The 21,366-nt window shown below is 45.5% G+C and carries 16 protein-coding genes; 8 read left to right on the top strand and 8 right to left on the bottom strand.

Annotated features, from left to right (window positions below; all coding sequences use genetic code 11):
• Window positions 1-17: 17 nt before the first annotated feature.
• Complete coding sequence (locus Q4Q52_RS11100; RefSeq protein WP_311990633.1) at window positions 18-2,195, bottom strand: TonB-dependent receptor; 2,178 nt, start codon at window positions 2,193-2,195, stop codon at window positions 18-20.
• Window positions 2,196-2,588: 393 nt separating this feature from the next.
• On the opposite strand from Q4Q52_RS11100, the gene Q4Q52_RS11095 reads away from it, so the two are divergent.
• Window positions 2,589-2,849: a DUF2986 domain-containing protein gene (locus Q4Q52_RS11095; RefSeq protein ID WP_311906667.1), complete on the top strand. Its 261-nt coding sequence runs from the start codon at window positions 2,589-2,591 to the stop codon at window positions 2,847-2,849.
• A gap of 133 nt (window positions 2,850-2,982) precedes the next feature.
• Here the strand turns inward: Q4Q52_RS11095 and Q4Q52_RS11090 are convergent, their stop codons facing one another.
• The 3 genes from Q4Q52_RS11090 to Q4Q52_RS11080 all read right to left on the bottom strand — a co-directional run bounded on the left by Q4Q52_RS11090 (window position 2,983) and on the right by Q4Q52_RS11080 (window position 5,556).
• The gene (locus Q4Q52_RS11090; RefSeq protein ID WP_311906668.1) at window positions 2,983-3,495 is read right to left on the bottom strand and encodes a M23 family metallopeptidase; all 513 of its coding nucleotides are present in this window, start codon (window positions 3,493-3,495) and stop codon (window positions 2,983-2,985) included.
• A gap of 39 nt (window positions 3,496-3,534) precedes the next feature.
• Window positions 3,535-4,125, bottom strand: coding sequence for a hypothetical protein (locus Q4Q52_RS11085; protein WP_311906669.1), 591 nt, complete (start codon window positions 4,123-4,125; stop codon window positions 3,535-3,537).
• A 345-nt stretch (window positions 4,126-4,470) separates the two neighbouring features.
• Entirely contained in the window at window positions 4,471-5,556 is a 1,086-nt protein-coding gene (locus Q4Q52_RS11080) for an MBL fold metallo-hydrolase (protein WP_311906670.1), read from the bottom strand.
• Between the two features lie 167 nt (window positions 5,557-5,723).
• Between Q4Q52_RS11080 and Q4Q52_RS11075 the strand changes: the two genes are divergently transcribed.
• Window positions 5,724-6,335, top strand: coding sequence for a TetR/AcrR family transcriptional regulator (locus Q4Q52_RS11075; protein WP_311906671.1), 612 nt, complete (start codon window positions 5,724-5,726; stop codon window positions 6,333-6,335).
• A 66-nt stretch (window positions 6,336-6,401) separates the two neighbouring features.
• On the opposite strand, the gene Q4Q52_RS11070 is transcribed toward Q4Q52_RS11075, so the two are convergent.
• Window positions 6,402-7,745 (bottom strand): anaerobic C4-dicarboxylate transporter, encoded by a 1,344-nt coding sequence (locus Q4Q52_RS11070; RefSeq protein WP_311906672.1) that lies wholly within the window; start codon window positions 7,743-7,745, stop codon window positions 6,402-6,404.
• Between the two features lie 264 nt (window positions 7,746-8,009).
• Here Q4Q52_RS11070 and Q4Q52_RS11065 point away from each other — a divergent pair, with 264 nt between their 5' ends.
• Both Q4Q52_RS11065 and Q4Q52_RS11060 read left to right on the top strand, forming a co-directional pair.
• Complete coding sequence (locus Q4Q52_RS11065; protein WP_311906673.1) at window positions 8,010-9,188, top strand: monodechloroaminopyrrolnitrin synthase PrnB family protein; 1,179 nt, start codon at window positions 8,010-8,012, stop codon at window positions 9,186-9,188.
• A gap of 4 nt (window positions 9,189-9,192) precedes the next feature.
• A complete protein-coding gene (locus Q4Q52_RS11060; protein WP_311990632.1) occupies window positions 9,193-10,314 on the top strand; it encodes an aminotransferase class V-fold PLP-dependent enzyme in 1,122 nt (373 codons plus the stop codon).
• Between the two features lie 179 nt (window positions 10,315-10,493).
• Here Q4Q52_RS11060 and Q4Q52_RS11055 read toward each other — a convergent pair whose 3' ends face one another.
• Entirely contained in the window at window positions 10,494-10,817 is a 324-nt protein-coding gene (locus Q4Q52_RS11055; RefSeq protein ID WP_311990631.1) for a YceK/YidQ family lipoprotein, read from the bottom strand.
• Between the two features lie 491 nt (window positions 10,818-11,308).
• Between Q4Q52_RS11055 and Q4Q52_RS11050 the strand changes: the two genes are divergently transcribed.
• The 3 genes from Q4Q52_RS11050 to Q4Q52_RS11040 all read left to right on the top strand — a co-directional run bounded on the left by Q4Q52_RS11050 (window position 11,309) and on the right by Q4Q52_RS11040 (window position 14,288).
• On the top strand, window positions 11,309-12,181 hold the full coding sequence (locus Q4Q52_RS11050; RefSeq protein ID WP_311990630.1) for a hypothetical protein: 873 nt from the start codon (window positions 11,309-11,311) through the stop codon (window positions 12,179-12,181).
• Between the two features lie 183 nt (window positions 12,182-12,364).
• Window positions 12,365-13,234 carry a hypothetical protein gene (locus Q4Q52_RS11045; RefSeq protein WP_311990629.1) on the top strand — a complete coding sequence of 290 codons (870 nt, stop codon included), beginning with the start codon at window positions 12,365-12,367 and terminating at the stop codon, window positions 13,232-13,234.
• A gap of 181 nt (window positions 13,235-13,415) precedes the next feature.
• Window positions 13,416-14,288, top strand: coding sequence for a hypothetical protein (locus Q4Q52_RS11040; protein WP_311990628.1), 873 nt, complete (start codon window positions 13,416-13,418; stop codon window positions 14,286-14,288).
• Window positions 14,289-14,612: 324 nt separating this feature from the next.
• Here Q4Q52_RS11040 and glnA read toward each other — a convergent pair whose 3' ends face one another.
• On the bottom strand, window positions 14,613-16,022 hold the full coding sequence (gene glnA, locus Q4Q52_RS11035; protein ID WP_113941334.1) for a glutamate--ammonia ligase: 1,410 nt from the start codon (window positions 16,020-16,022) through the stop codon (window positions 14,613-14,615).
• Between the two features lie 1,032 nt (window positions 16,023-17,054).
• On the opposite strand from glnA, the gene typA reads away from it, so the two are divergent.
• Entirely contained in the window at window positions 17,055-18,866 is a 1,812-nt protein-coding gene (gene typA, locus Q4Q52_RS11030) for a translational GTPase TypA (protein WP_106651716.1), read from the top strand.
• Between the two features lie 583 nt (window positions 18,867-19,449).
• Here the strand turns inward: typA and Q4Q52_RS11025 are convergent.
• The gene (locus Q4Q52_RS11025) at window positions 19,450-21,342 is read right to left on the bottom strand and encodes an LTA synthase family protein (RefSeq protein ID WP_311990627.1); all 1,893 of its coding nucleotides are present in this window, start codon (window positions 21,340-21,342) and stop codon (window positions 19,450-19,452) included.
• Window positions 21,343-21,366 lie beyond the last annotated feature (24 nt).

Below are 21,366 nucleotides of genomic sequence, written 5' to 3'. Positions count from 1 at the left end.
CAAAATGAGCCTTTCACTTAGAAAGGCAAGGTGTAGCCTATTGTCGCAGTACGTCCCATACCTTTGAAATAACGATCATTTGTACCCATTGTTTGTGAGTAATAATTGAAATAATCATTATTAAACAGATTTTGCAGACCTAAGCTCAGGATGCCAGTGTAAAGCGGCATTGAGAAGGAAGCATCGACTGTCGTGTAACCATCAAACTCTGCATACTTATTGCCCGCAGCATTTTTAAAGTCGCGGTCCATGTAGTAGTTGGCTTGAACGCGGGTCGACATGTCATTATCGAAGTTATGGGTCCAGAACAGGTTGATACGGTTGGGCGAAATATTTGCGCCATCGAGATCGGTATCGACTTTGTTATCACCATTTGAATCGTATTCGCCCTGTTGAATGGCGATGTTCATGCCAAGATCATCATTGCTGGTGAGGTAGGCGGTAACATTGGCTTCGATACCCTCGATGACACTTTTTTCCCGCTTCACGTCGTAGAAACCATCGTCATTTAAGGCTAAACGTGAGCCAAAATCAGTGGCCGAACGATAATATGCAAACTTAGCGCTTAAGTATTTACCTTGATAATCGGCGCCGACTTCGACGTTATCTGTGACGATCGGCGTGAGTGCCAATGAGTCATCTATGCTGGGATTGTCGCCTGGGAAGCTCTTACCATCACGTAAAATACGGCCGATATCTGGCATACCAAAACCTTGGTTATAGCTGGTATAAACGCGAATGTCTGGGGTGATTTTGTAGGAGATACCGACGTTGAATAAGGTTTCATCGAAGGTGGCCGAACCGCCTGCAATTTGCTTGTTGCCCGCACCCCATAGGGTTTTGTAGTCATCGACACTTAATTCGGCATGTTCGTAACGAACACCGGTCGATAAGGTTAGATTTTCAATTAAATCATAATCTAACTGCAAGTATGGCGCGACGTTGTCATAGGTGCTTTCCGGAACCCACGAAAAGCCCGTTTGCACTAAATCTTGCTCTGTGGTATCGCGGAAAAGGTCGACACCGTAGGCCGCATCAATCCCTGAACCCGCAATATCTTTAGCAATCAATGAGCTTTTTAAACCCCATTTAACTGAAGCATTACGCGATTGCTCGTAGTACAAGCTTTCGCCTTTACTGCCGACACCGCACTGGATCACTTGGTCGCTACCTTCGAAGGATGGATCGTAGAAACTGTCGAAACAGCCGCCACCATAAACCGCTTTAAAATCTTGATTAAAGAGTTGCAGGTTAAGTTGTTGGCCACCAATGTTGGCGTGGGTGTAAGTCAAACTGGTGGTGGTCACTTGGTTGTTAGCCGCTTCCCATGGCTGGGTTTCTTTTACTGCGCCCGTGGGCACGCCATTGGGTTTGTCGCCTGCAACTGGCATCCAATCGCCATTATTGTCTGCGGTGTAATGGTTAACCATTAACTCAAGGCGCGACTCGTCGAAGTTGTGGCCAAGCTTAATGAAGAAGTCTTTGCTTTGGCTGTCCATCGACTCGCCTTGAGTCGTATCCACACCTACGACGTTATGGTTGGCATCATAATAGACGCCATTATTGCGGTAGCTAACCGAACCTATCATGTCGATAAATTCTGACTCGCCAGAAAACGCATAGCTGGCACCAAAGCTTAAGCCGTTGGATTTCATCGAATCAGGAACTGTCACATCGAAACTTGCAACCTGTTCGCTGTCGCCCGTCGGTTTTTTAGTTATGTAATTGATGATGCCGCCTTGGGCACCAAGACCGTGCATTGCATTGGCACCGTGAATGATTTCGATACGCTCAATCATGGCTGGATCTATGGTTTGACCCGAGCGACCCCCACTGCGAAGTGGGTTTGATTGCGGTACGCCGTCGATCATGATCAGCGGCGGACGACCACGCAGGGTTTCGCCTGTGTTACTCATCTTCTGGCGGCTTGGCGAAAAGCTTGGGGCCAAGTTACCGATAATGGTCGATAAATCTTTAGTGGTGCGGAACTGTTCTTCTAACTGGGCGCGGTCGATGATAGTGACGGTGTTGGGGATTGAGCTGGGGGATTTATCCATCCGACTCGCGGTGACTGTAATTTTTTCTATGTCTTTATTTTTGTTGTTTGAACTGCTGTCGGGGGCATCTTGGGCCGCTGCGGATTGGCTTAGCGCTGCAAATACGGCTAAAGCAACAAACGAGGTTTTGAATGTCATATAACTTCCTGCTAAGGGCGAATGAGTTTGCTACACCGGCTCCTTTGGCATAAGTCCATATTCCATTAAACGGCATTACAAATGATAACGATTTTTATTCTGTCGCGATTTTAGGGGAGGAATAACGGCTTGTCTAGTCGTGTCATACAGGAAATTGCACGATTTGGCGGCAGTATTGATAAATTGCGACACAGCACTCGGTATAGAGATTTAACCCCAAGGGTTACCTAGTGCGAGTTCATGTTGTTAAGGCAGTGCCTTATTTAGCGTTTAGCATGGCTTTCGCGATCTGATGGTTTGATCGCAGGCTTGATGACTTGGCTTGATAGCTTGGGGATTACTAACTGAGCTAGCATTAGTCGCGGGTTGGACGGTCTGACTTAGTGTTTTCGATTGTCTGGCGTGCAGGTGGAAGGCTATAATCGCGCCCCTTTATTCCGTATCTGCATTGGTGCTTTGATGAACCGCAAAAAGAAGATAAACCAAACCTTGAAGAGTAAGGCGAAAAAGGCCAATGCCAAACTGCAATCGAGCAATAAACCTAAATACATTGCGAAGGCGAATAGGGAAGCATTAGCTGCAGAGGCCGATACCGAGTCGCATGCTGCGGCAGTTAATTCTGTGACTCTTGATAGCGAGTCTGCAGAATCATGAGTCTCCGTTCATTTCTTCGTATAATGTGACGGCCATGCTGGCATTCAGTGAGCTTGCCTACATGGCGAGTTGCTGAACCCTAATTTGTAGTTGATATTGTCGCGAAGCCGCTATGTTACTCATCACCTAAGTCTTAGTGTGTTTCTAAGTAGCTGATGGGGTTTTGATAAAAGGCCTTTTTATATCCTTGGGTTGAAGTATCCATCAGCCAAGGTTTAGGCAATAAGCTCACAATGGAATAATGCAAATGTGGCGGTTTACCTTGAGCGTTACCCGTATCGCCGACAGTGCCCAGCGTTTCACCTTGGTAGGCAATTAATCCCGTGGCTGATTCAATTTGTGCTAAATGGGCAAAATAATGAATTTGCCATTTAGGACCTAGACCAACGACCACATTACCTCCTTTAAAGAAGTCGCCTCGATAGAAGATCAGCATCGGTGTTGGCGCAATCACGGCGGTGTTTTTGGCGGCGAAAATATCTATCCCCTTATGTACGCCCGACGGACCCCAAGGTTCATACCAAAAGGTTTGGCTGTTCCAATCTTTACTGCTGGCGCCTTTTACCGGGATCACAGGTGACTCAGGGATCAAGTAACCGCCAAGTAGTAGTAACGCCAGTGCTAATCCAACAGATGTTAACTTCATTTTTTATCCTGCATTAAGCCTTAGTGCTTCTTTCAAACCTTAATGGAAATCACTGAATTGCTGCCAATTTACTGGGTACTGTAAACGCTCAGCTGTTGAGAGTGATAACCAATAGGGTTGCCAAAAATAGTTGCACCAAAAATCGATATTACCTTGAAGACTGCCAAGGGAATCGGGATCGACATCGGGAAAGCTTTCCCAAGGGTGAGGTAAAGTCGATTTGAACGCAATCAGTTGTTCTAATAGTGCTTTGTCGTTGGTGACCAAGCTGACGCAGATCCCCGCAAAATCGGCATATTGATTAAGCTGCAAGCTGGTTGTTTGGCTCCTATGGATTATCAGGCCATTAAAGTTGGCGGCATGTTCGGGCAATATCCCAAAACCTGCATTGCCGATTAACGTATCTAAGGTTTGCTTGCCTTCAAAGGTCAGTAAGCAGTGAACTTGATAGGCGTAGATATCAGTCTGCACAATTGATGTCACTAGCGGATAGGCTTGGTTTGTCGGCAAGTCGATGTCTGGCATTTGCGCGGGATGAAAAATGGCGGTTAAGTTAGCCTGTTGCTCTAGTGGGCTGTTGCCATAAAAAGTGCGATGAAGTTGTTTCTTAAGCCAAGTGAGCACCGACATGAGCGCGACCTTTAGGGAAATGTTAAGTGATCATGGTGTATCCAAAGATTAAAATCACCAGTCTTGTTCCTGTGCCCGCTATTTTAATATGGTCAGTTAGAAGCATTAATACCATTAATTCAGTTGGGTATAAAAAATGACAAGGCAAGCGATCTTATGCCCAAAATCAAGCAGGCGTCTAGAATTTAGTGTTTGCAGGAGGAGGCTTAATACTGAAGTTGTAAGCTTTTGAGCGCCGACGAGTGAGACTCTGTTGAATGGTAATCCGCAGTGGCTCTCCTGTGTTGGAGAGCCAATGATTTAACGTTTTTTAGTGTATTAATAAAGCTCAGATAAGAGTTCTGACTAGAGCTTATCTGAACTCATGCGCGCCGGAATGATTTCAAACTCGGTTCTGTCTTTGGGTAAATAGGCTTTCCACCAAGCGTGATTCAAAGCTGGGCTATGGGCTAATTCACTCAGGTTGATCCCTTGACCAAATTCCGGCGTAAGCAGCGGCACGTCATAGGCCTTGGCGGCTACGGCTATGCGTTCCAATGGCTCGTACCAACTATGTAGCGCGAGATCGAAGCTGCTGTTATGTATCGGAATTAAGTGTCGTCCCCGCAGATCTAAATGCGCCCGCAGTGATTGCTCTGGCTGCATGTGGATATCTGCCCACATCTCATCGTAGGCACCTGTTTCGATTAAGGTTAAATCGAAAGGCCCAAGTCTGTCGCCAATCGTTTTGAAGCCGCTGAAGTAACCAGAATCACCGCTGAAAAACAGTTTGAGCTCAGGGGACTGAATAACCCAAGATGCCCACAGGGTTTGGTTTTTGTCCGAGATACCACGGCCTGAAAAGTGCTGTGCTGGCGTCGCAGTAAAACTCAGACCCGCATGTTGGGTTGCTTGCCACCAATCGAGCGCGACTATCTTGCTGGCAGGCACGCCCCACGCGAGCAAATGTTTATCTACGCCCAGTGGCACGATAAACTTTTGCGTGCGCTCGGCGAGGGCTAAAATGCTGTGTTTATCTAAATGATCATAATGATCGTGGGACAAAATAATTCCTGCAAGCGTTGGAATATTATCGAGTTCGATTGGTAACTCGTGGAATCGTTTTGGCCCAAACATTTGGCTTGGCGAGGCGCGTTTCGAAAAAACAGGATCGGTTAACCAATATTGACCGTTGAGTTGCAACAGCACTGTAGAATGACTGATTTTATACAGCATAGGTGTTGCATCCGCAGTGGGGTTTAGCTGCATTTTTTGGATTGGCAGTGCTTGGTTTGGACTCTTATCAGGAATGCTTTCGGTCATGTAACGCCATAGAATAGAAAGTAAATTACCTTCACCACTGTGGGTATTGGGAGCTTCATTGCTGAATGTGTCACCCTTAACATGGGCCGAAGTCTTAGTATTTGCGTCAGTTTCTGTTTGAGTGGCCATGATAAAGCTCCAGAGTCGTAGTAAGGTCAAGACAATCTTCAATCGCATTTATAATTGCATGTACAATATTAAAAAGTAAACTACACAGTGTAGTTTATATGTGGCGGTGTAAAAGTAAACTGGATAGTGTAAAATGTCGACAAATGATTTTTATGGCGTAGGAAAACATGGCAGACAACCCCATTAAATTGACAAACTCTCAGCAGAAACGTGTGGCGATTCTGCGTGCCTCGCGGGAAGAGTTTATGGTTAATGGTTTTGTGGGGGCCAGTATGGACAGGATCGCCCAGCGGGCTAATGTCTCTAAACGTACTGTGTATAACCATTTTCCGAGCAAGGAAGTGCTGTTTGATACCACAACCACAGAGTTGTGGGCGCGGACGAAAGAGGCGGCGACCTTAGTTTACAATCCTGCGCAGAGTCTTGAAGATCAGTTGCAGCAAATTGCGCATCGATGCTGGGCTTTGTATCAGCAGCCTGAGTTTCTCGATGTGGCGCGGGTGGTGATGGCAGAGTTTATTCGCTCGCCTATCCAAGCGACTGAAGCGATGGAGAAGCTTGCGAAGCAAGAAGGTGGACTCGAAGCTTGGCTTGCGGGAGCGGTAGAACACAAGGCGCTGAATATCGATGATATTGCAATGGCATCGACTCAGTTTTGGGGTATGTTTAAGGCGTTTGCATTCTGGCCTAAGCTGTTCCATATGAAAAATAATGATGATAATCAGCAAGCGATTATCGACGCCAATATCAAGATGTTTTTGACCATGTATCGGGCTTAAACCTAGCGTTTAATCCATTCAAAACAAAGGCCGCATCAGCGGCCTTTGTTATTTGTGAAATACAGCCTAGAGCAAGGCTGTCGCCAGCAGATAACCGACGATCGATGCGGTACCTACACCGATAAAGCCTGGAATAATAAAGCTGTGGTTAATAATGAACTTACCTATTTTAGTTGTGCCTGAACGGTCAAAGCCGATACAGGCCAGATCGCTTGGATAAGTAGGGAGCACAAAATAACCGTAGCTTGCAGGAAGGAAAGCAATCAAGAGTTTTGGATCGACCCCTAAGGCGAGGCCCATAGGCGCAATGGCAGTCAGCGCCGCCGCTTGGCTATTAACAAGCTTAGAGATAAGAAACAGCACTAAGGCATAGGTCCAAGGCTGGCTTTGCACCACGTGGGAGAGGTTTTCCTTAAGCACATCCATATGGCTGATAAAGTACGTATCGCTCATCCAAGCTACGCCAAATACGGAGAAAATCGCCACCATGCCGGCTTTAAAAACTGGACCATTAGCAATCTCAGTCGGTTTGACTTTGCAGGTTATCAGAATAAAAGCCCCCGCAATTAACATCATCATCTGGATGACTAAGTTCATCGATAATAAGGTTGTTTTCCCTTTAACTTCAAATGCAGGGCGCAGTTCACTAAAAGAACCTAGTAGCACCACAGCAGCAATAGCCGCAAAGAAAATCCCCGTTGCCCAGTAAGCTTCCTTAGGAAAACGTTGATTAAGCAGGGTTTCGCTCTTGTCATAGATAAAGGCTTTTTGCACAGGATCTTGAATTCGTTCTTGAAATTCTTCGTCTTTATCTAAATCTTTACCGCGACGTAGACTCCAAAGCGCTGCAGCCATGACACCGCATAGCGATGCCGGTACTGATACCATTAAAATCTCGAGCAGATTATAGGCACGGCTCACACCTTGTTGCGATGCGAGAATCGACACCATGGACACAACCGCGACTGATACAGGCGAAGCACAAATTGCCATTTGTGAGGCGACGGATGCCACCGCCATTGGGCGTTCTGGGCGAATATTTTTCTTCAACGCGATATCGGAAATAATCGGGAACATAGTGTAAACCACATGGCCTGTACCGCACAAAAAGGTGAGTGTCCAAGTGGTTAGCGGCGCTAGAATGGTGATGTATTGTGGATGGCGGCGCAGTAGGCGCTCGGCAAACTGCATCATCACATCTAATCCGCCCGCGGTTTGCAATACGGCCGCACAGCCGATCACCGCAAGAATCGTTAGCATAACTTGTACTGGCGGTTGTCCCGGCGCTAAACCGAAGACAAATATCAGTAAAAATAATCCAATACCACTTATCAGTCCGAGTCCCATACCACCGTAGCGGGTACCCAGCAGCAAGCAGCCGAGTACGACAATAAATTCCATTAAAATCATTTTGATTTACCCCTGCGGAACCTGCCGCGCTATTTGTATTAGGACTATCTGTATTTGGCGTTATTTTGCGAGGCGATTGATTTTGATAACTTGCGCTGGAGCAAGGTGTAAATAAAAAGTGGCATTAGAATTTTCATAAATTTGAGCTAGCGCTAGAAACGCATGGCGATAAGTTGCATTCTGGTTAACGAGTTTTACGGAAAGGGCTAAGAATTAGCGCTCGCTCCGTTTACAAGAACGATAACAATACTCAAGGATAAGCCCGTGAAACCTGCCACCTTTAATACCGAAGCCTTCGATGATTGGATCCGCAGTCGCTTTGTGGAACTCAACTCAGAGCTAGAACAGCTTTATTATCAACAAACGGACCGAGCCAATGTGCTCGATATCGGCGCAGAAGCTAAGTTGGCGCTAGAGAGCGAAGGCCAAGGATTGATTAAGGCCTTGCTCGATGAGGGGAATACCGATGAAGGGTTCGACAGTGCCTTCGATTTACTCGGTAACGTGGGCCTATACATGGCAGCTTGTCGACGCCATGAAATTACTGAGCCCTCACGGGAAACCACCTCACCATTAGCCGAAGCCTCCGCGCTAGCCATGCACATCGGTGCTTCAATAGGTGTCACGCCGCGCTTTGCCACCGCGCATTTAACTACCCATAATCGTGCCCACAATGGCATTTATAAGCGCTTTACCGATCTGAGCGCCGAAAAGCTGTTTGTGGATTACAACACTAAAGGCATTTTGGCCTATAAACGCGCTGCCGATGCGTTATTGAAAATCCAGCCTTTGGGCATTTCCCATCCTATCAGTCACGATTTACTGCGAGTCGCCAAACAGGCATTGCAGGATGTGATTGAGTCGAACACTCAATTATTCAATCGATTAGATACTGACCGTTTCTTTTACTGTGTTCGCCCTTACTACAAACCTTATCGGGTGGGCTCGGTTATTTATCGCGGCGCCAATGCGGGGGATTTCGCTGGGATTAATGTGATCGATTTAACACTAGGTCTTTGTTTCGCTAATGAAGCTTCCTATTCACAAATGCTGGTGGACAAGTTTTTGTACATGATGCCAGAGGATCAACAGATATTGCGTGAATGCATGCGTCGGCCGAATTTGATGGATGACTTCCTGCAGGCAAAAGACTGCTCAACCCAAGATTGGTATCAAGAAAACTTGCGACTCTTTATTGAAGTCTGCGAATTACATGGCGAGACTGCGATTCAGCACCATAATGAGTTAGTGACTAAATATATTGCCGAGCCTTCGACAACGATGGAGCAGCAGCATTTAGCTAAGGTCACCGCCAGTGGTCCGCCACTGCATGTGCTACTCGGTTCATTGGAGCGACTCAGAGATAGGCGTGCCGCCGCTCAGCGCAGCGACATCCGGACGCGTTATGATGAGATTAAGAAACTGAAAGAGAGTTTGAGATAACACTATGTTTGCAGACTATAAAAAGGACTTTTACCTCGCGGGTCCAGGATATCTATTGAACCATTCCGTCGGTCGACCGTTAAAATCGACCGAACAGGTCTTTAAAGAAGCCTTTTTTGCGCCTTGGCAGGAATCGGGGCGCGAGCCTTGGGGTCAGTGGCTGAGTGTGATTGATGATTTTACCTTTGCCTTATCCAAACTGTTTAACGGCCACCAAAAGGACTTTTGCCCTCAGGTAAATCTTTCCTGTGCACTGACTAAAATCGTTATGTCACTCGACCGATTAAATCGCGAACACGCCGTTGTGTTGATGAGTGAGATTGATTTCCCCAGCATGGGTTTCGCCCTTAAAAAAGCGCTGCCAGCTAGCTGCGAAGTGCGTTTTATTCCTAAGGGACTCGATGTCACTGACCCTAATGTGTGGGACGCGCATATCAGTCGCGATGTGGATCTGGTGTTTGTCAGCCATGCTTACTCGAATACGGGGCAGCAGGCGCCATTAGCCAATATTTTCACTATAGCCCGTGAGCGAGGTTGTTTGAGCTTAGTGGATGTAGCGCAATCGGCGGGGATTATTCCGCTGGATCTCGCGCGCCTACAACCTGACTTTTTAATCGGGTCGAGTGTGAAATGGCTCTGCGGCGGCCCTGGTGCCGCCTATCTTTGGGTTAATCCCGCCATATTGGAGAGTTGCCAGCCAAAGGATGTGGGGTGGTTTAGCCACGAGAATCCGTTCGAGTTCGATATCCATGATTTTCGTTACCAGCATTCCGCAATGCGCTTCTGGGGTGGAACGCCTTCAATCGCCCCCTATGCCATTGCCGCCCACAGCATTCATTATCTTGCGGGTTTAGGCATCCCCTTGCTGCGTAAATGTAATCAGCAGTTAATTGATGCCGTGGCGCAAGAGCTCGAACATGAGTTTGTGTCGCCACGGGATGTTGAAAAACGCAGCGGTACGCTGATTTTGCAGTTTGGTGAGCAACAACATCAAATCATGACGGCATTAGCGAACGCGAATATCAGCGTCGATGCCCGCAGCATGGGGATCCGGATTTCTCCGCATATTTATAACAATATGGCCGATATCAAGCTGTTACTGGACGTGATAAAAGCAAATCGCTAACTTAAATGATTTAAATTGGCTTGCTAGGCTAAGTTGTACTACGTAACTGCAACTAACGAGGCATAACTAACAAGACACAACACTCAGGGAGGCAAACCGCGACATGGTCGTTCCCGTATGTCGGCGTTAACTCACCGTCACATAGGCAACTTAAGGTTATTTATTGGGGGCGATCATGCTTAAATCTTATAGTCATAGCGGCAGACCATAGGTCGCGGGGTGTGGAGCTTGGGATCGCTGGGCGTGATCGCTAAATCTACGGGTAGCATAACAGTATCGACGATCAGCGCACTGCTCATATCAACGAGTGTCAGCGGGATGGTAAAGAGCAGCAAGGGTGGGGCTGCCAACGCTGAGATCATCGTACACTCCTCGCCATTATCAACAGCCGTTTGCACACTTGAGAAAGAGTGACCCCAAGTTGAATCTTCTCCTATCCTCGACGTTATCGTTGCACATCCCGTGAGAGAACAGCACACGACCAACCAAGTCAAGCAACGCATAACCACTCCATTGTTTATATGTGAAAAACTGCATTGCTTCGGTATGATCTACTCACTTGATCAACTGAGAGCGTTAGTGATGTGGAACCAGATCAGGTTTCATTTGACGCCAACCTGTTCTGTTTCAACAGCTTGGCATTCTAACTATATGATTATATCTGTCAATTATTCATCAACAGAAACGAGATACAACCAAGCTCAATAACCTAGTTGTTAACGGCGACTCTTGTTTTGGATAAGTATTAAATATTGAGGTTTGTATGCCGTGCTCTTGCAGAACTCAGATAAGTTTTGAACATACTCTTTAAAATCAGTCTCCACTTCCCTCGCTGGCCATCTAGCTACTTTTATTACTTTCCTTAAAACTGTTTCAGTAAATATTCGCTTGAGGGTAGGCCGAGAGCATATTATGTTGCTGATTTAAAATGGATGACTGGATTTACGCTTGGCGATGCCCACGCTACAAGTAGAGTCTACCGAGAGGTAACAGGATGAACAATAAAGCAGCGCCGCAGCAGTCGGCGTCGACAGAGCAAGAGACACAACCGTTGGACGACAGTCGGTATGAAGACCTGCCGCGCAGTGAGTTCCTGCAATTACCCCAAGAGGAGCAAGACCGGCTCAATAAGCTACGTCAGCAGCGGGTGCGTGAGGCGCCCACCCTATATGAGTGGGATATTAAGGTAGCGACCGTGTATGGCATAGGGTGGCTCGTTGTCATTATTCCCTGCGGGATAATGGTGCTGATTGGCTTGGTGGCGCACTGGTATGAGTCTGACCAATGGTATGGTTTTTTTTTCATGGCATTGATTTTTGCGCCATTTATCCGCTACCTCTGGTTGGCCGACAAACAGTACCATTATCGGCTCACCACCGAGGGGTTAGTTACCACCTATCATGATGCTATTCCGGATGCTGCCTACGCGGTAGTGCGGGGGCTGGCTTGGTTTGGGGTGGTGGTTTGTATTGTCGGGGTGGCTTTTTTAGGCCCTGCAGCGCTGGTTGGTGCAGGTGGAATGGCTCTGGGGGCATTTTTCTTTACTGGTTTTAAAAATGTTGAGACTACTTACGAGAGTCCTGTAAAAAATGGGCATCGTCATTTGATTAAGGTAACGCGGAATCGTCCATTTATTGCCTGCCAATCGGATGTACGAACAATGGGCTTACGCGCAAGTATTCGTCTTCATTGCCCATTGGATAAGATGCACACTATCTTGTCATTGCTGATGACGCAGTTACCTGATTCTGAAATCCGTGTATTTAAAAATGAGCGCGTGTTAGATGGCGTACCATTTGCGTCATTTGAGTCAGGCGAACCAGCCCAACTATCAGATTTTTCCCCTGAGAATACCCAGCCCAGTTAACATTTTTTCTCGCGCCGATTATTGGCGCGAGATTCGATGTTCATCAGTGGCTACTTTGCCACCAAGATACTGGCAGGTCTTTCGCGGCGAGGTCGTCAAGGGTGAAAAGACATTAAGTACAAGCCGTGTGGGTAGGTTAACGACGACCATGCAGTACCTTGGGTACAGCAAAGGAATAGTTATATGAATAAGAGAGCAGCGCCGCAGCAGTTGGCGTCGACAGAGCAAGACACACAACCGTTGAACGACAGCCGGTATGAAGATTTGCCACACAGTGAGTTCCTGCAATTACCCCAAGAGGATCAAGACCGGCTCAATAAGCTACGTCAGCAGCGGGTGCGTGAGGCGCCCACCCTCTATGAGTGGGATATTAAGGTAGCGACTGTGTATGGCATGGGGTGGCTCGTTGTCATTATTCCCTGCGGTATAATGGTGCTGATTGGCTTGGTGGCGCACTGGTATGAGTCTGACCAATGGTATGGTTTTATTTTCATGGCATTGATTTTTGTGCCATTTATCCGCTATCTCTGGTTGGCCGACAAACAGTACCATTATCGACTCACCACCGAGGGGTTAGTTATCACCTATCATGACGTTATTCCGGATGCCGCCTACGCGGTAGTGCGGGGGCTGGCTTGGTTTGGGGTAGTGGTTTGCATCGTCGGTGTGGCCTTTTTAGGCCCAGCCGCCTTGGTCGGTGCAGGAAGTTTTGCCGTGATGGCATTTTTCTTTACTGGTTTTAAAAATGTAGAAACCACCTCAATAAGTGCTATCAAGCGTGGACATCCCCACATGATAAAAGTGACCCACAAGAGGCCATATATATCCTGTGATACAGACAGGTTTTATTTCGGATATTATTCAAATCTCGACTGTTATTGTCATCCCGAAGATATGCATAAAGTGTTGTCGCTACTGATGAAGCAATTACCGGGGTCGGAACTCTTTTTATTGAAAAATGAACGAATAGTTGGCCTCTCTAAAGTTGGCACCCGTGATGGCGAACCAGTCCAATTGTCAGATTTTGCCCCTGAGAATCCCCTGCCCAGTTAACGTTTTTCCTCGCGCCTATTATTGGCGCGAGATTCGGTGTCATCAGTGGCAGCTTTGCCACCAAGATGCTAACAGTCCTTAAGCGGCAAGATCGTCAAGGGCGAGAAAACATTAAGTACGAGCTGTGTGGGTAGGTTAACGATGACCGTGCAGTCCGTAGGCACAGCAAAGGAATAGCTATATGAATAAGAGAGCAGCGCCGCAGCAGTTGGCGTCGACAGAGCAAGAGACAGAACTGTTGGACGACAGTCGATATGAAGACCTGCCGCGCAGTGAGTTCCTGCAATTACCCCAAGAGGAGCAAAGCCGGCTCAATAAGCTACGTCAGCAGCGGGTGCGTGAGGCGCCCACGCTTTATGAGTGGGATATTCGGGTGGCGACTGTCTATGGTCTATTTTGGTTAACCTTCCTGATCCCGTGTGGTTGCTTAGCACTTATAGGGTGCTATCTGCTATCTGGCGATACTAGCTTGGGTATCGGGTTAATCATCATGGCTTTAATTATGTGCTTATCTGCTCGTTACCTCTGGTTTGCAGACAAACAGTACCATTATCGGCTCACCACCGAGGGTTTAGTTACTACCTATCATGACGCGATTCCGGATGCAGCCTACGCGGTAGTGCGGGGGCTGGCTTGGTTTGGGGTGGTGGTTTGTATTGTCGGAGTGGCTTTTTTAGGCCCAGCAGCGCTGATTGGTGCAGGCGGAATGGCTCTGGGGGCATTTTTCTTCACCGGTTTTAAAAATGTAGAGACAACTTACGAGAGCCCTATAAAAAATGGGCATCGTCATTTGATTAAGGTAACGCGGAATCGTCCATTTATTGCCTGCCAATCGGATGTACGAACAATGGGCTTACGCGCAAGTATTCGTCTTCATTGCCCATTGGATAAGATGCACACTATCTTGTCATTGCTGATGACGCAGTTACCTGATTCTGAAATCCGTGTATTTAAAAATGAGCGCGTGTTAGATGGCGTACCATTTGCGTCATTTGAGTCAGGCGAACCTGCCCAACTGGCAGATTTTGCCCCTGACAATAACCTGCCTAGTTGAATAAAGCGTGGACACTTAACAATAATGGCGCGGTAGTTAACTTCCGACTATATAGGTGGTTTTTCTGCTGCATCCTCGTTTAGTTTAGATCGGTTTTTAACCATCTATCTCTACTATTGCTGTTGCCGCGGTGTCTGGGTGCCTTCTCTGAATGATAAAAGAGTGGTTGGCGATGATGCCTATTTAGAGAGCAACGCGATGATTGAATCAGAATAAAAGTTGTATATACCTTCAAAATACAAAAAGCCCCGATAGCGTTGCTATCGAGGCTTTTATATTTCTGTATCAATTACATAAAGCGAGCCGGTTGTATAGCGCTAGCCATTACAGGCTGTAGTACATTTCAAACTCAAGTGGGTGAGTTGTACGCGCTACACGCTCAGCTTCAGCTGTTTTCAGTACGATATAAGATTGGATGAAATCTTCACTGAACACGCCGCCTTTTGTCAGGAACTCATGGTCAGCTTGCAGATTTTCAAGGGCGTTTTCTAATGACGTTGCCACTTGTGGGATTTCAGCCGCTTCTTCTGGAGGCAGATCGTACAGATCTTTGTCCATCGCCTCACCTGGGTGGATCTTGTTTTGGATACCGTCAAGACCCGCCATCAGCAGCGCTGCGAAACCTAAGTATGGGTTGGCATGTGGATCAGGGAAACGTGCTTCGATACGACGGCCTTTAGGGCTTGGTACCACTGGAATACGGATTGATGCAGAGCGGTTACGGGCAGAGTAGGCCAACATAACAGGTGCTTCAAAGTGTGGCACTAAACGCTTGTAAGAGTTAGTGCTTGGGTTAGTGAAAGCGTTCAGCGCGCGAGCGTGCTTGATGATACCACCTATGTAGTACAGCGCCGTTTCACTTAAACCTGCGTATTTGTCGCCAGCGAACAAGTTAACACCGTCTTTCGCCAGAGATTGGTGAACGTGCATGCCGCTACCATTGTCACCAACGATAGGTTTAGGCATGAAAGTCGCCGTCTTGCCGTAAGCGTGAGCCATGTTGTGCACTACGTACTTCAGAATTTGGATTTCATCCGCTTTCTTAGTCAAGGTGTTGAAGCGAGTGGCTATTTCGTTTTGACCTGCAGTCGCCACTTCGTGGTGATGCGCTTCAACCACTTGACCCATTTCTTCAAGCACTAAACACATAGCGCTACGTAGATCTTGTGATGAGTCAACCGGTGCAACTGGGAAGTAACCGCCTTTAACAAATGGACGGTGACCTGTGTTGCCGCCTTCGTAGCTAGTGCCTGAGTTCCATGCCGCTTCTTTAGCGTCGATCTTAACGAAACAACCAGACATGTCAGTACCGAAACGGACATCGTCAAATAGGAAGAATTCTGGTTCTGGGCCAATCAAAACAGTATCAGCGATACCAGTAGAGATTAGGTAAGCTTCTGCTTTTTTAGCAATTGAACGTGGGTCACGATCGTACCCTGTCATTGTACCGGGTTCAAGAATGTCACAACGGATCAGCGCTGTGGTTTCTTCGGTGAAAGGATCCAGTACGAATGTCGTTGGATCTGGCATCAGTACCATGTCTGATTCGTTAATGCCCTTCCAACCTGCGATAGAAGAACCGTCAAACATTTTGCCGTCTTCGAAGAAATCAGCATCTACCTGATGAGAAGGAATAGATACGTGCTGTTCTTTACCTTTAGTGTCGGTAAAACGTAAATCAACGAACTTAACTTCTAATTCTTCAAGTTGCTTTAAAACTGATTCAACTGACATTCTCAAGCCTCCGGTAGGGTAAAGGGATGCCCCTTCTATAATCTTTTAACTCAAGTGATTTATCTTGAGCCAAACTTACGAGCTATAAAGCGATATCCATGCCAATAATTTAAACTACTGATTAACATGGTTTAAAATCTTTACTGCACTTAATTGGATTCACGTTTGCACCACTTTGGTGCTATTGACTGAGGCATTTTGGTGCATTCATCCATTTTGGTGCGCACTGAATTGATTCATGCAAAGCTAAGTTTCAAAGCATAAGGCTCAAAGCACTAGTATGCATCGCTTATGTGGCAGTGAGATGGCAATCGCGCCTTGGCTCACAGGGACTACATAAGGATAGCGGCACTGAATCCAGTAACTATTTCAGCACTATTCTGGACTTTTTCTCTGGGCGATTTCACTGCCGCATAGTTGTCATAAAACCACGCTAGTCTGTCCAACTATGCCATGCATTCTCAATTCAATAGTGGTTTATTATCATATTATTAGGAAAGGGTTCGTTCTCATGTACGAAATGTCTTTGCTGTTCACAGGCCAAATGAAATCAGTGATGCGTAATAAAGGTATAGCGTGACAATGAAGTGAGTCTTAAAGACATTCAGTTTTCGCGGTCATAAACGCCAATATGAATGCTCAGTTAAATGTACGCTAGAATTTATTGCTGTTTCTCGGTGAGATGATTTCATCGCGGTGACATCAATTTTAATTGATGTTTAAATCAGCAGAAATGGTTTGCGTCTAGAGTATGAAAAATAGCAAATTCAGCTGCTTAACTCGGATTTTTCCTACGAATATGGCAATTGAACAGTGCTTTAACTGTGGCGGTAGAGGATTTCACTCAATGGAATATTGGCAGGAATTACCCAAGGATTGGCGGATTGTTTTATAAGTGTTCAAAAATAATCCTGTGCGCCAAGGCCGCTCTGGAGTAGAATGGCACGCTTTTTATTGTGGCGGATCGAGCTAGATCGCCATAACGAATTACTGAAATATCCCTATTTTTGTTTGATGGTAAGAGGTTTATCCGTGCTAGAGAATTTACGTAACATCGCCATTATTGCACACGTTGACCATGGCAAAACGACCCTGGTAGACAAGTTGCTGTCACAGTCAGGCACCCTTGCAACCCGAGGAGAAGCCACTGAGCGGGTGATGGACTCCAACGATCTTGAAAAGGAACGTGGGATCACGATTCTGGCAAAGAATACTGCCATCAAGTGGAACGACTACCGTATTAACATCGTTGATACCCCAGGCCACGCCGATTTCGGTGGTGAGGTTGAGCGTGTTCTGTCTATGGTTGACTCAGTATTATTGCTAGTTGATGCCGTTGACGGTCCAATGCCACAAACTCGCTTCGTAACGAAGAAAGCGTTTGCTCAAGGCTTAAAGCCAATCGTTGTTATCAACAAAATTGACCGTCCAGGTGCACGCCCAGATTGGGTTATCGACCAAGTATTCGACCTGTTCGATAACTTAGGCGCTACTGACGAGCAGTTAGATTTCCCAATCGTTTACGCTTCAGCGTTAAACGGTTTTGCAACTTTAGATCCAGATGTTGCAAGTGAAGACATGACGCCGCTGTTCCAAACTATCGTTGAAAAAGTATCATTCCCTGATGCTGACTCAGAAGGTAGTTTCCAGATGCAAATTTCGCAGCTGGATTACAACTCATACGTGGGTGTTATCGGTATCGGCCGTATCAAGCGTGGTAGCATCAAAACTAACCAACAAGTCACTATTGTTGGTGCTGATGGCAAAACCCGTAACGGTAAAATGGGCCAAGTATTAGGTTACATGGGTCTAGAGCGTACTGAAGTTGAAGTTGCTAACGCAGGCGATATCGTTGCTATCACTGGTTTAGGTGAGTTGAAAATTTCTGACACTGTCTGTGCTGCTGGCGCTGTAGAAGCATTACCGCCATTATCAGTTGATGAACCAACTCTGACCATGACGTTCCAAGTCAACACTTCACCTTTTGCGGGTAAAGAAGGTAAGTATGTGACTTCACGTAATATTCTTGAGCGTTTACAACAAGAATTGGTCCACAACGTGGCACTGCGTGTTGAAGAAACTGAAAGTCCAGATCGCTTCCGCGTATCAGGCCGTGGTGAATTGCATTTATCAATCCTGATTGAAAACATGCGTCGTGAAGGTTATGAGTTAGCTGTATCACGTCCAGAAGTTATTCTGAAAACCATCGACGGTGAATTGTGTGAGCCATTCGAAACGTTAACTGTTGACGTTGAAGAAGAAGATCAAGGCACAGTGATCGAGAAGTTAGGTACCCGTAAAGCTGAAATGAAAGACATGCAGCTTGATGGTAAAGGTCGTGTACGTATCGACTTTATTATCCCAAGCCGCGGTTTAATCGGTTTCCAAACTGAATTCTTAACAGCGACTTCTGGTACAGGTCTAATTTACCACTCGTTCGACCATTACGGTCCACACAAAGGTGGCGATATCGGTCAACGCGCTAACGGCGTATTGATTTCTAACGCGACAGGTAAAGCTCTGACATTCGCACTGTTTGGTCTACAAGACCGCGGCCGTCTCTTTATTGGCCACGCTGCTGAAGTGTACGAAGGCCAAGTTGTTGGTATCCATGCTCGCTCAAACGATCTGACAGTTAACTGTCTGAAAGGTAAGCAGCTGACCAACATGCGTGCTTCAGGTACTGACGAAGCGCAAGTGCTGACTACGCCAATCACAATGACACTTGAGCAAGCGCTTGAGTTCATCGATGATGACGAATTGGTTGAAGTAACACCTAAGAGCATCCGTGTTCGTAAGAGACACTTGACTGAAAACGATCGTAAGCGCTTTAACCGCGGTTAATGCCAGCCTGTTGATTCAGGTGGCACACCCTTAAGGTGAGTCAATCGGTTTAAAAAGCCCTGCATAGGAAACTATGCGGGGCTTTTTGTTGGGGCTGATTTGGTCATGGGTATGCCGGCGATTAATTCAAACTGCTGAATCTTGAGATCTTGTATTACTCCTTATCGATTCTCCATACGCAATTGCGGCAAGATTTTGTAAGGAGAGATCTAACATTTAGTATGGTTCCGCTTAGGTCTTGTGCAAATTCATTGTCGAGTGAACAGCAGGCATTTTTCCCTGTCAGTAACTTCCTAGGTAGCAGATAAAGTTCTTACTAAAGCGACGGCTTAGCCTGCCATCACGGGAGGAATAAATTTTAATATATTCGTCAAAAAGTGAACGGATCAGTTGCTGTCGGTCTGGCTGTATAGGGTTAGCTATAAAACCATTTATCTGATATTCGCATAGGAATAGTATCAGCGATATGATTGAGTGATTTACTAACTGTAATCAATATTCTGGTGTATACATTAAAAGACTGCAGATAGTGATATAAACCATTATCTGCAGTGTGCTTCGTTAGATTGGCAGTGCTTTGATGCTATTTAACCCAAGTATTGTTCAAAACTGCTTGCTGTGAGAGTTGAAATTCAAGCTTTAGCTGTTCTGCATACTTAGGTGCCTGATTCTCAATAAAGTCTACACTTTCATTCTCAGATATGATTTTATCTCCAGCGATTAAAAAACTACCTGAGTTGGTAAATGCGCCAAGCAAGTCGCCTTTTACTACAATACTATAGGGTTTTCTTTCCCTATAAAGAGAGCGACCAACTGATGCAAACTCGTTATTAAATCCGAGCAAATCAAAAGCGGTAGGTAAAATATCTAATTGGCTTGCGAGTATTTTATGTCGTTTAGGGGGAATATTTTGCCCAGGACGATAAATCCATAACGGAATATGGAATGCGCTTTCTAAGCCCGGCGTTTTCGTTTTGAACAAAGTGTGATCTGCCAAAATCATAAAGGTTGTATTTTCGTACCAGTCCTGTTTTGATGCTTCCGCAAAAAATGCTTTAAGAGATTCATCTGTATATCTAACAGTATTCAAAAAATCGGTGAATGTATCTTGTCCATATGGATAAACCTGTAAATGCTTCGGTGTTTCTACATATGGCATATGGGTGGTACCTGTAAACGAAAAACTAATAAATGGCTTAGTTTTTTCGTTTGCTAATTCGAGTGTTTTCATCAACATCTCATAATCCCAACCAAACTGTGCGCCATCAGGATCGGGGTAGTCAGTTCGTGTTATTGGGATATCACTACGTCCAAGATATTGCTGAAAACCAGCATAGTTGGCTATCGAATCTAAACGAATCGAGTCACGTTTTGAGCTTTGCAGCATTTGGGTTTGGTAGCCATGAGCTTGAGCAATATTACCAATTTTTGTAAGGCGTGATAATTCCAGTCCTCCTCCGATATAACCAACACTCTCAAGGGGAGGTATGCCAAACAAGCTCGCTTGAACACCTAAGTTACTGCGTTGAGCAACAGCATAGAAATTATCATAAACCTCAGCTTTTTTTGACAGTTCATCTAAAAATGGCGTGACTTTATAGTCTGAACCCGATAATCCATCTATATAAGCATAGCTTAACGCTTCTACCAAAATGATAACTAAATTTCGGCCATTGGGTGTATTCTCTGAGAATTGGCTTACGTATGGATATTTATATGCTTCATCTTCTGTCTTATTTAGCTGTTGTTTAAGCTCTTCGGAATTAAAGAATTTATAATCAGTACGCTTGAAGTTTTGAGTAGTTCCTTTGCCACCTGTATAAATACCATTTAAAATTAAATTAGCTTGCTGCTCACTTTGGTTTTTATATGCATCGATAATGCCAAGTGGCTTTCCATGCAAGTTTAATCCTCGTAGAAATAATATCAAGATAGGGATCGCAATAACAAAAACGCCAATTTGTGATGCTAGAGTCTTATGGTTTTTATTGTGGTAGAAAAATAGTTGGTATTTTTTCACCAGCAAAATAATTATTATGGCTATAGTAGCAACGCTAAATATCGTTAACGCGAAATGATCGTTCATTAAAAATGGTAATACAAAAGATGTTTCAGTCATTAACAATGGTAGATCGCTAAATGTGTGTCTATTTACTACACCAAAATAAATAAAATCTCCAATAAGTGCGAGTGTAGATAGCAATAGCATTATTAAACCAAGCTTCAAACCCATATCTTTTATGAAACAAGTAATGCGGCCACTTCCTGGTACTAATATTAGCAATGTAGGTATGATCATGACATAAGCAGTAGTCATGATATCAAAGCGAAATGATGTAAATATCACCGTGAGTAAATCGAATGTTTCTTTATAATAATCGTGATACACAATGTAATTCGCAATGCGAGAACAATTTAATATGAATAGCATGGAAATATATAGAAACAACACGCTGCGAAATTTACTCTGTTTCATACGATAAATTTTTTCAATGACTGT

The organism is Shewanella sp. SP1S2-4 (genome assembly GCF_031932075.1).
GTDB lineage: Bacteria > Pseudomonadota > Gammaproteobacteria > Enterobacterales > Shewanellaceae > Shewanella > Shewanella baltica.
This window is presented reverse-complemented; position numbering and strand designations above follow the sequence as displayed.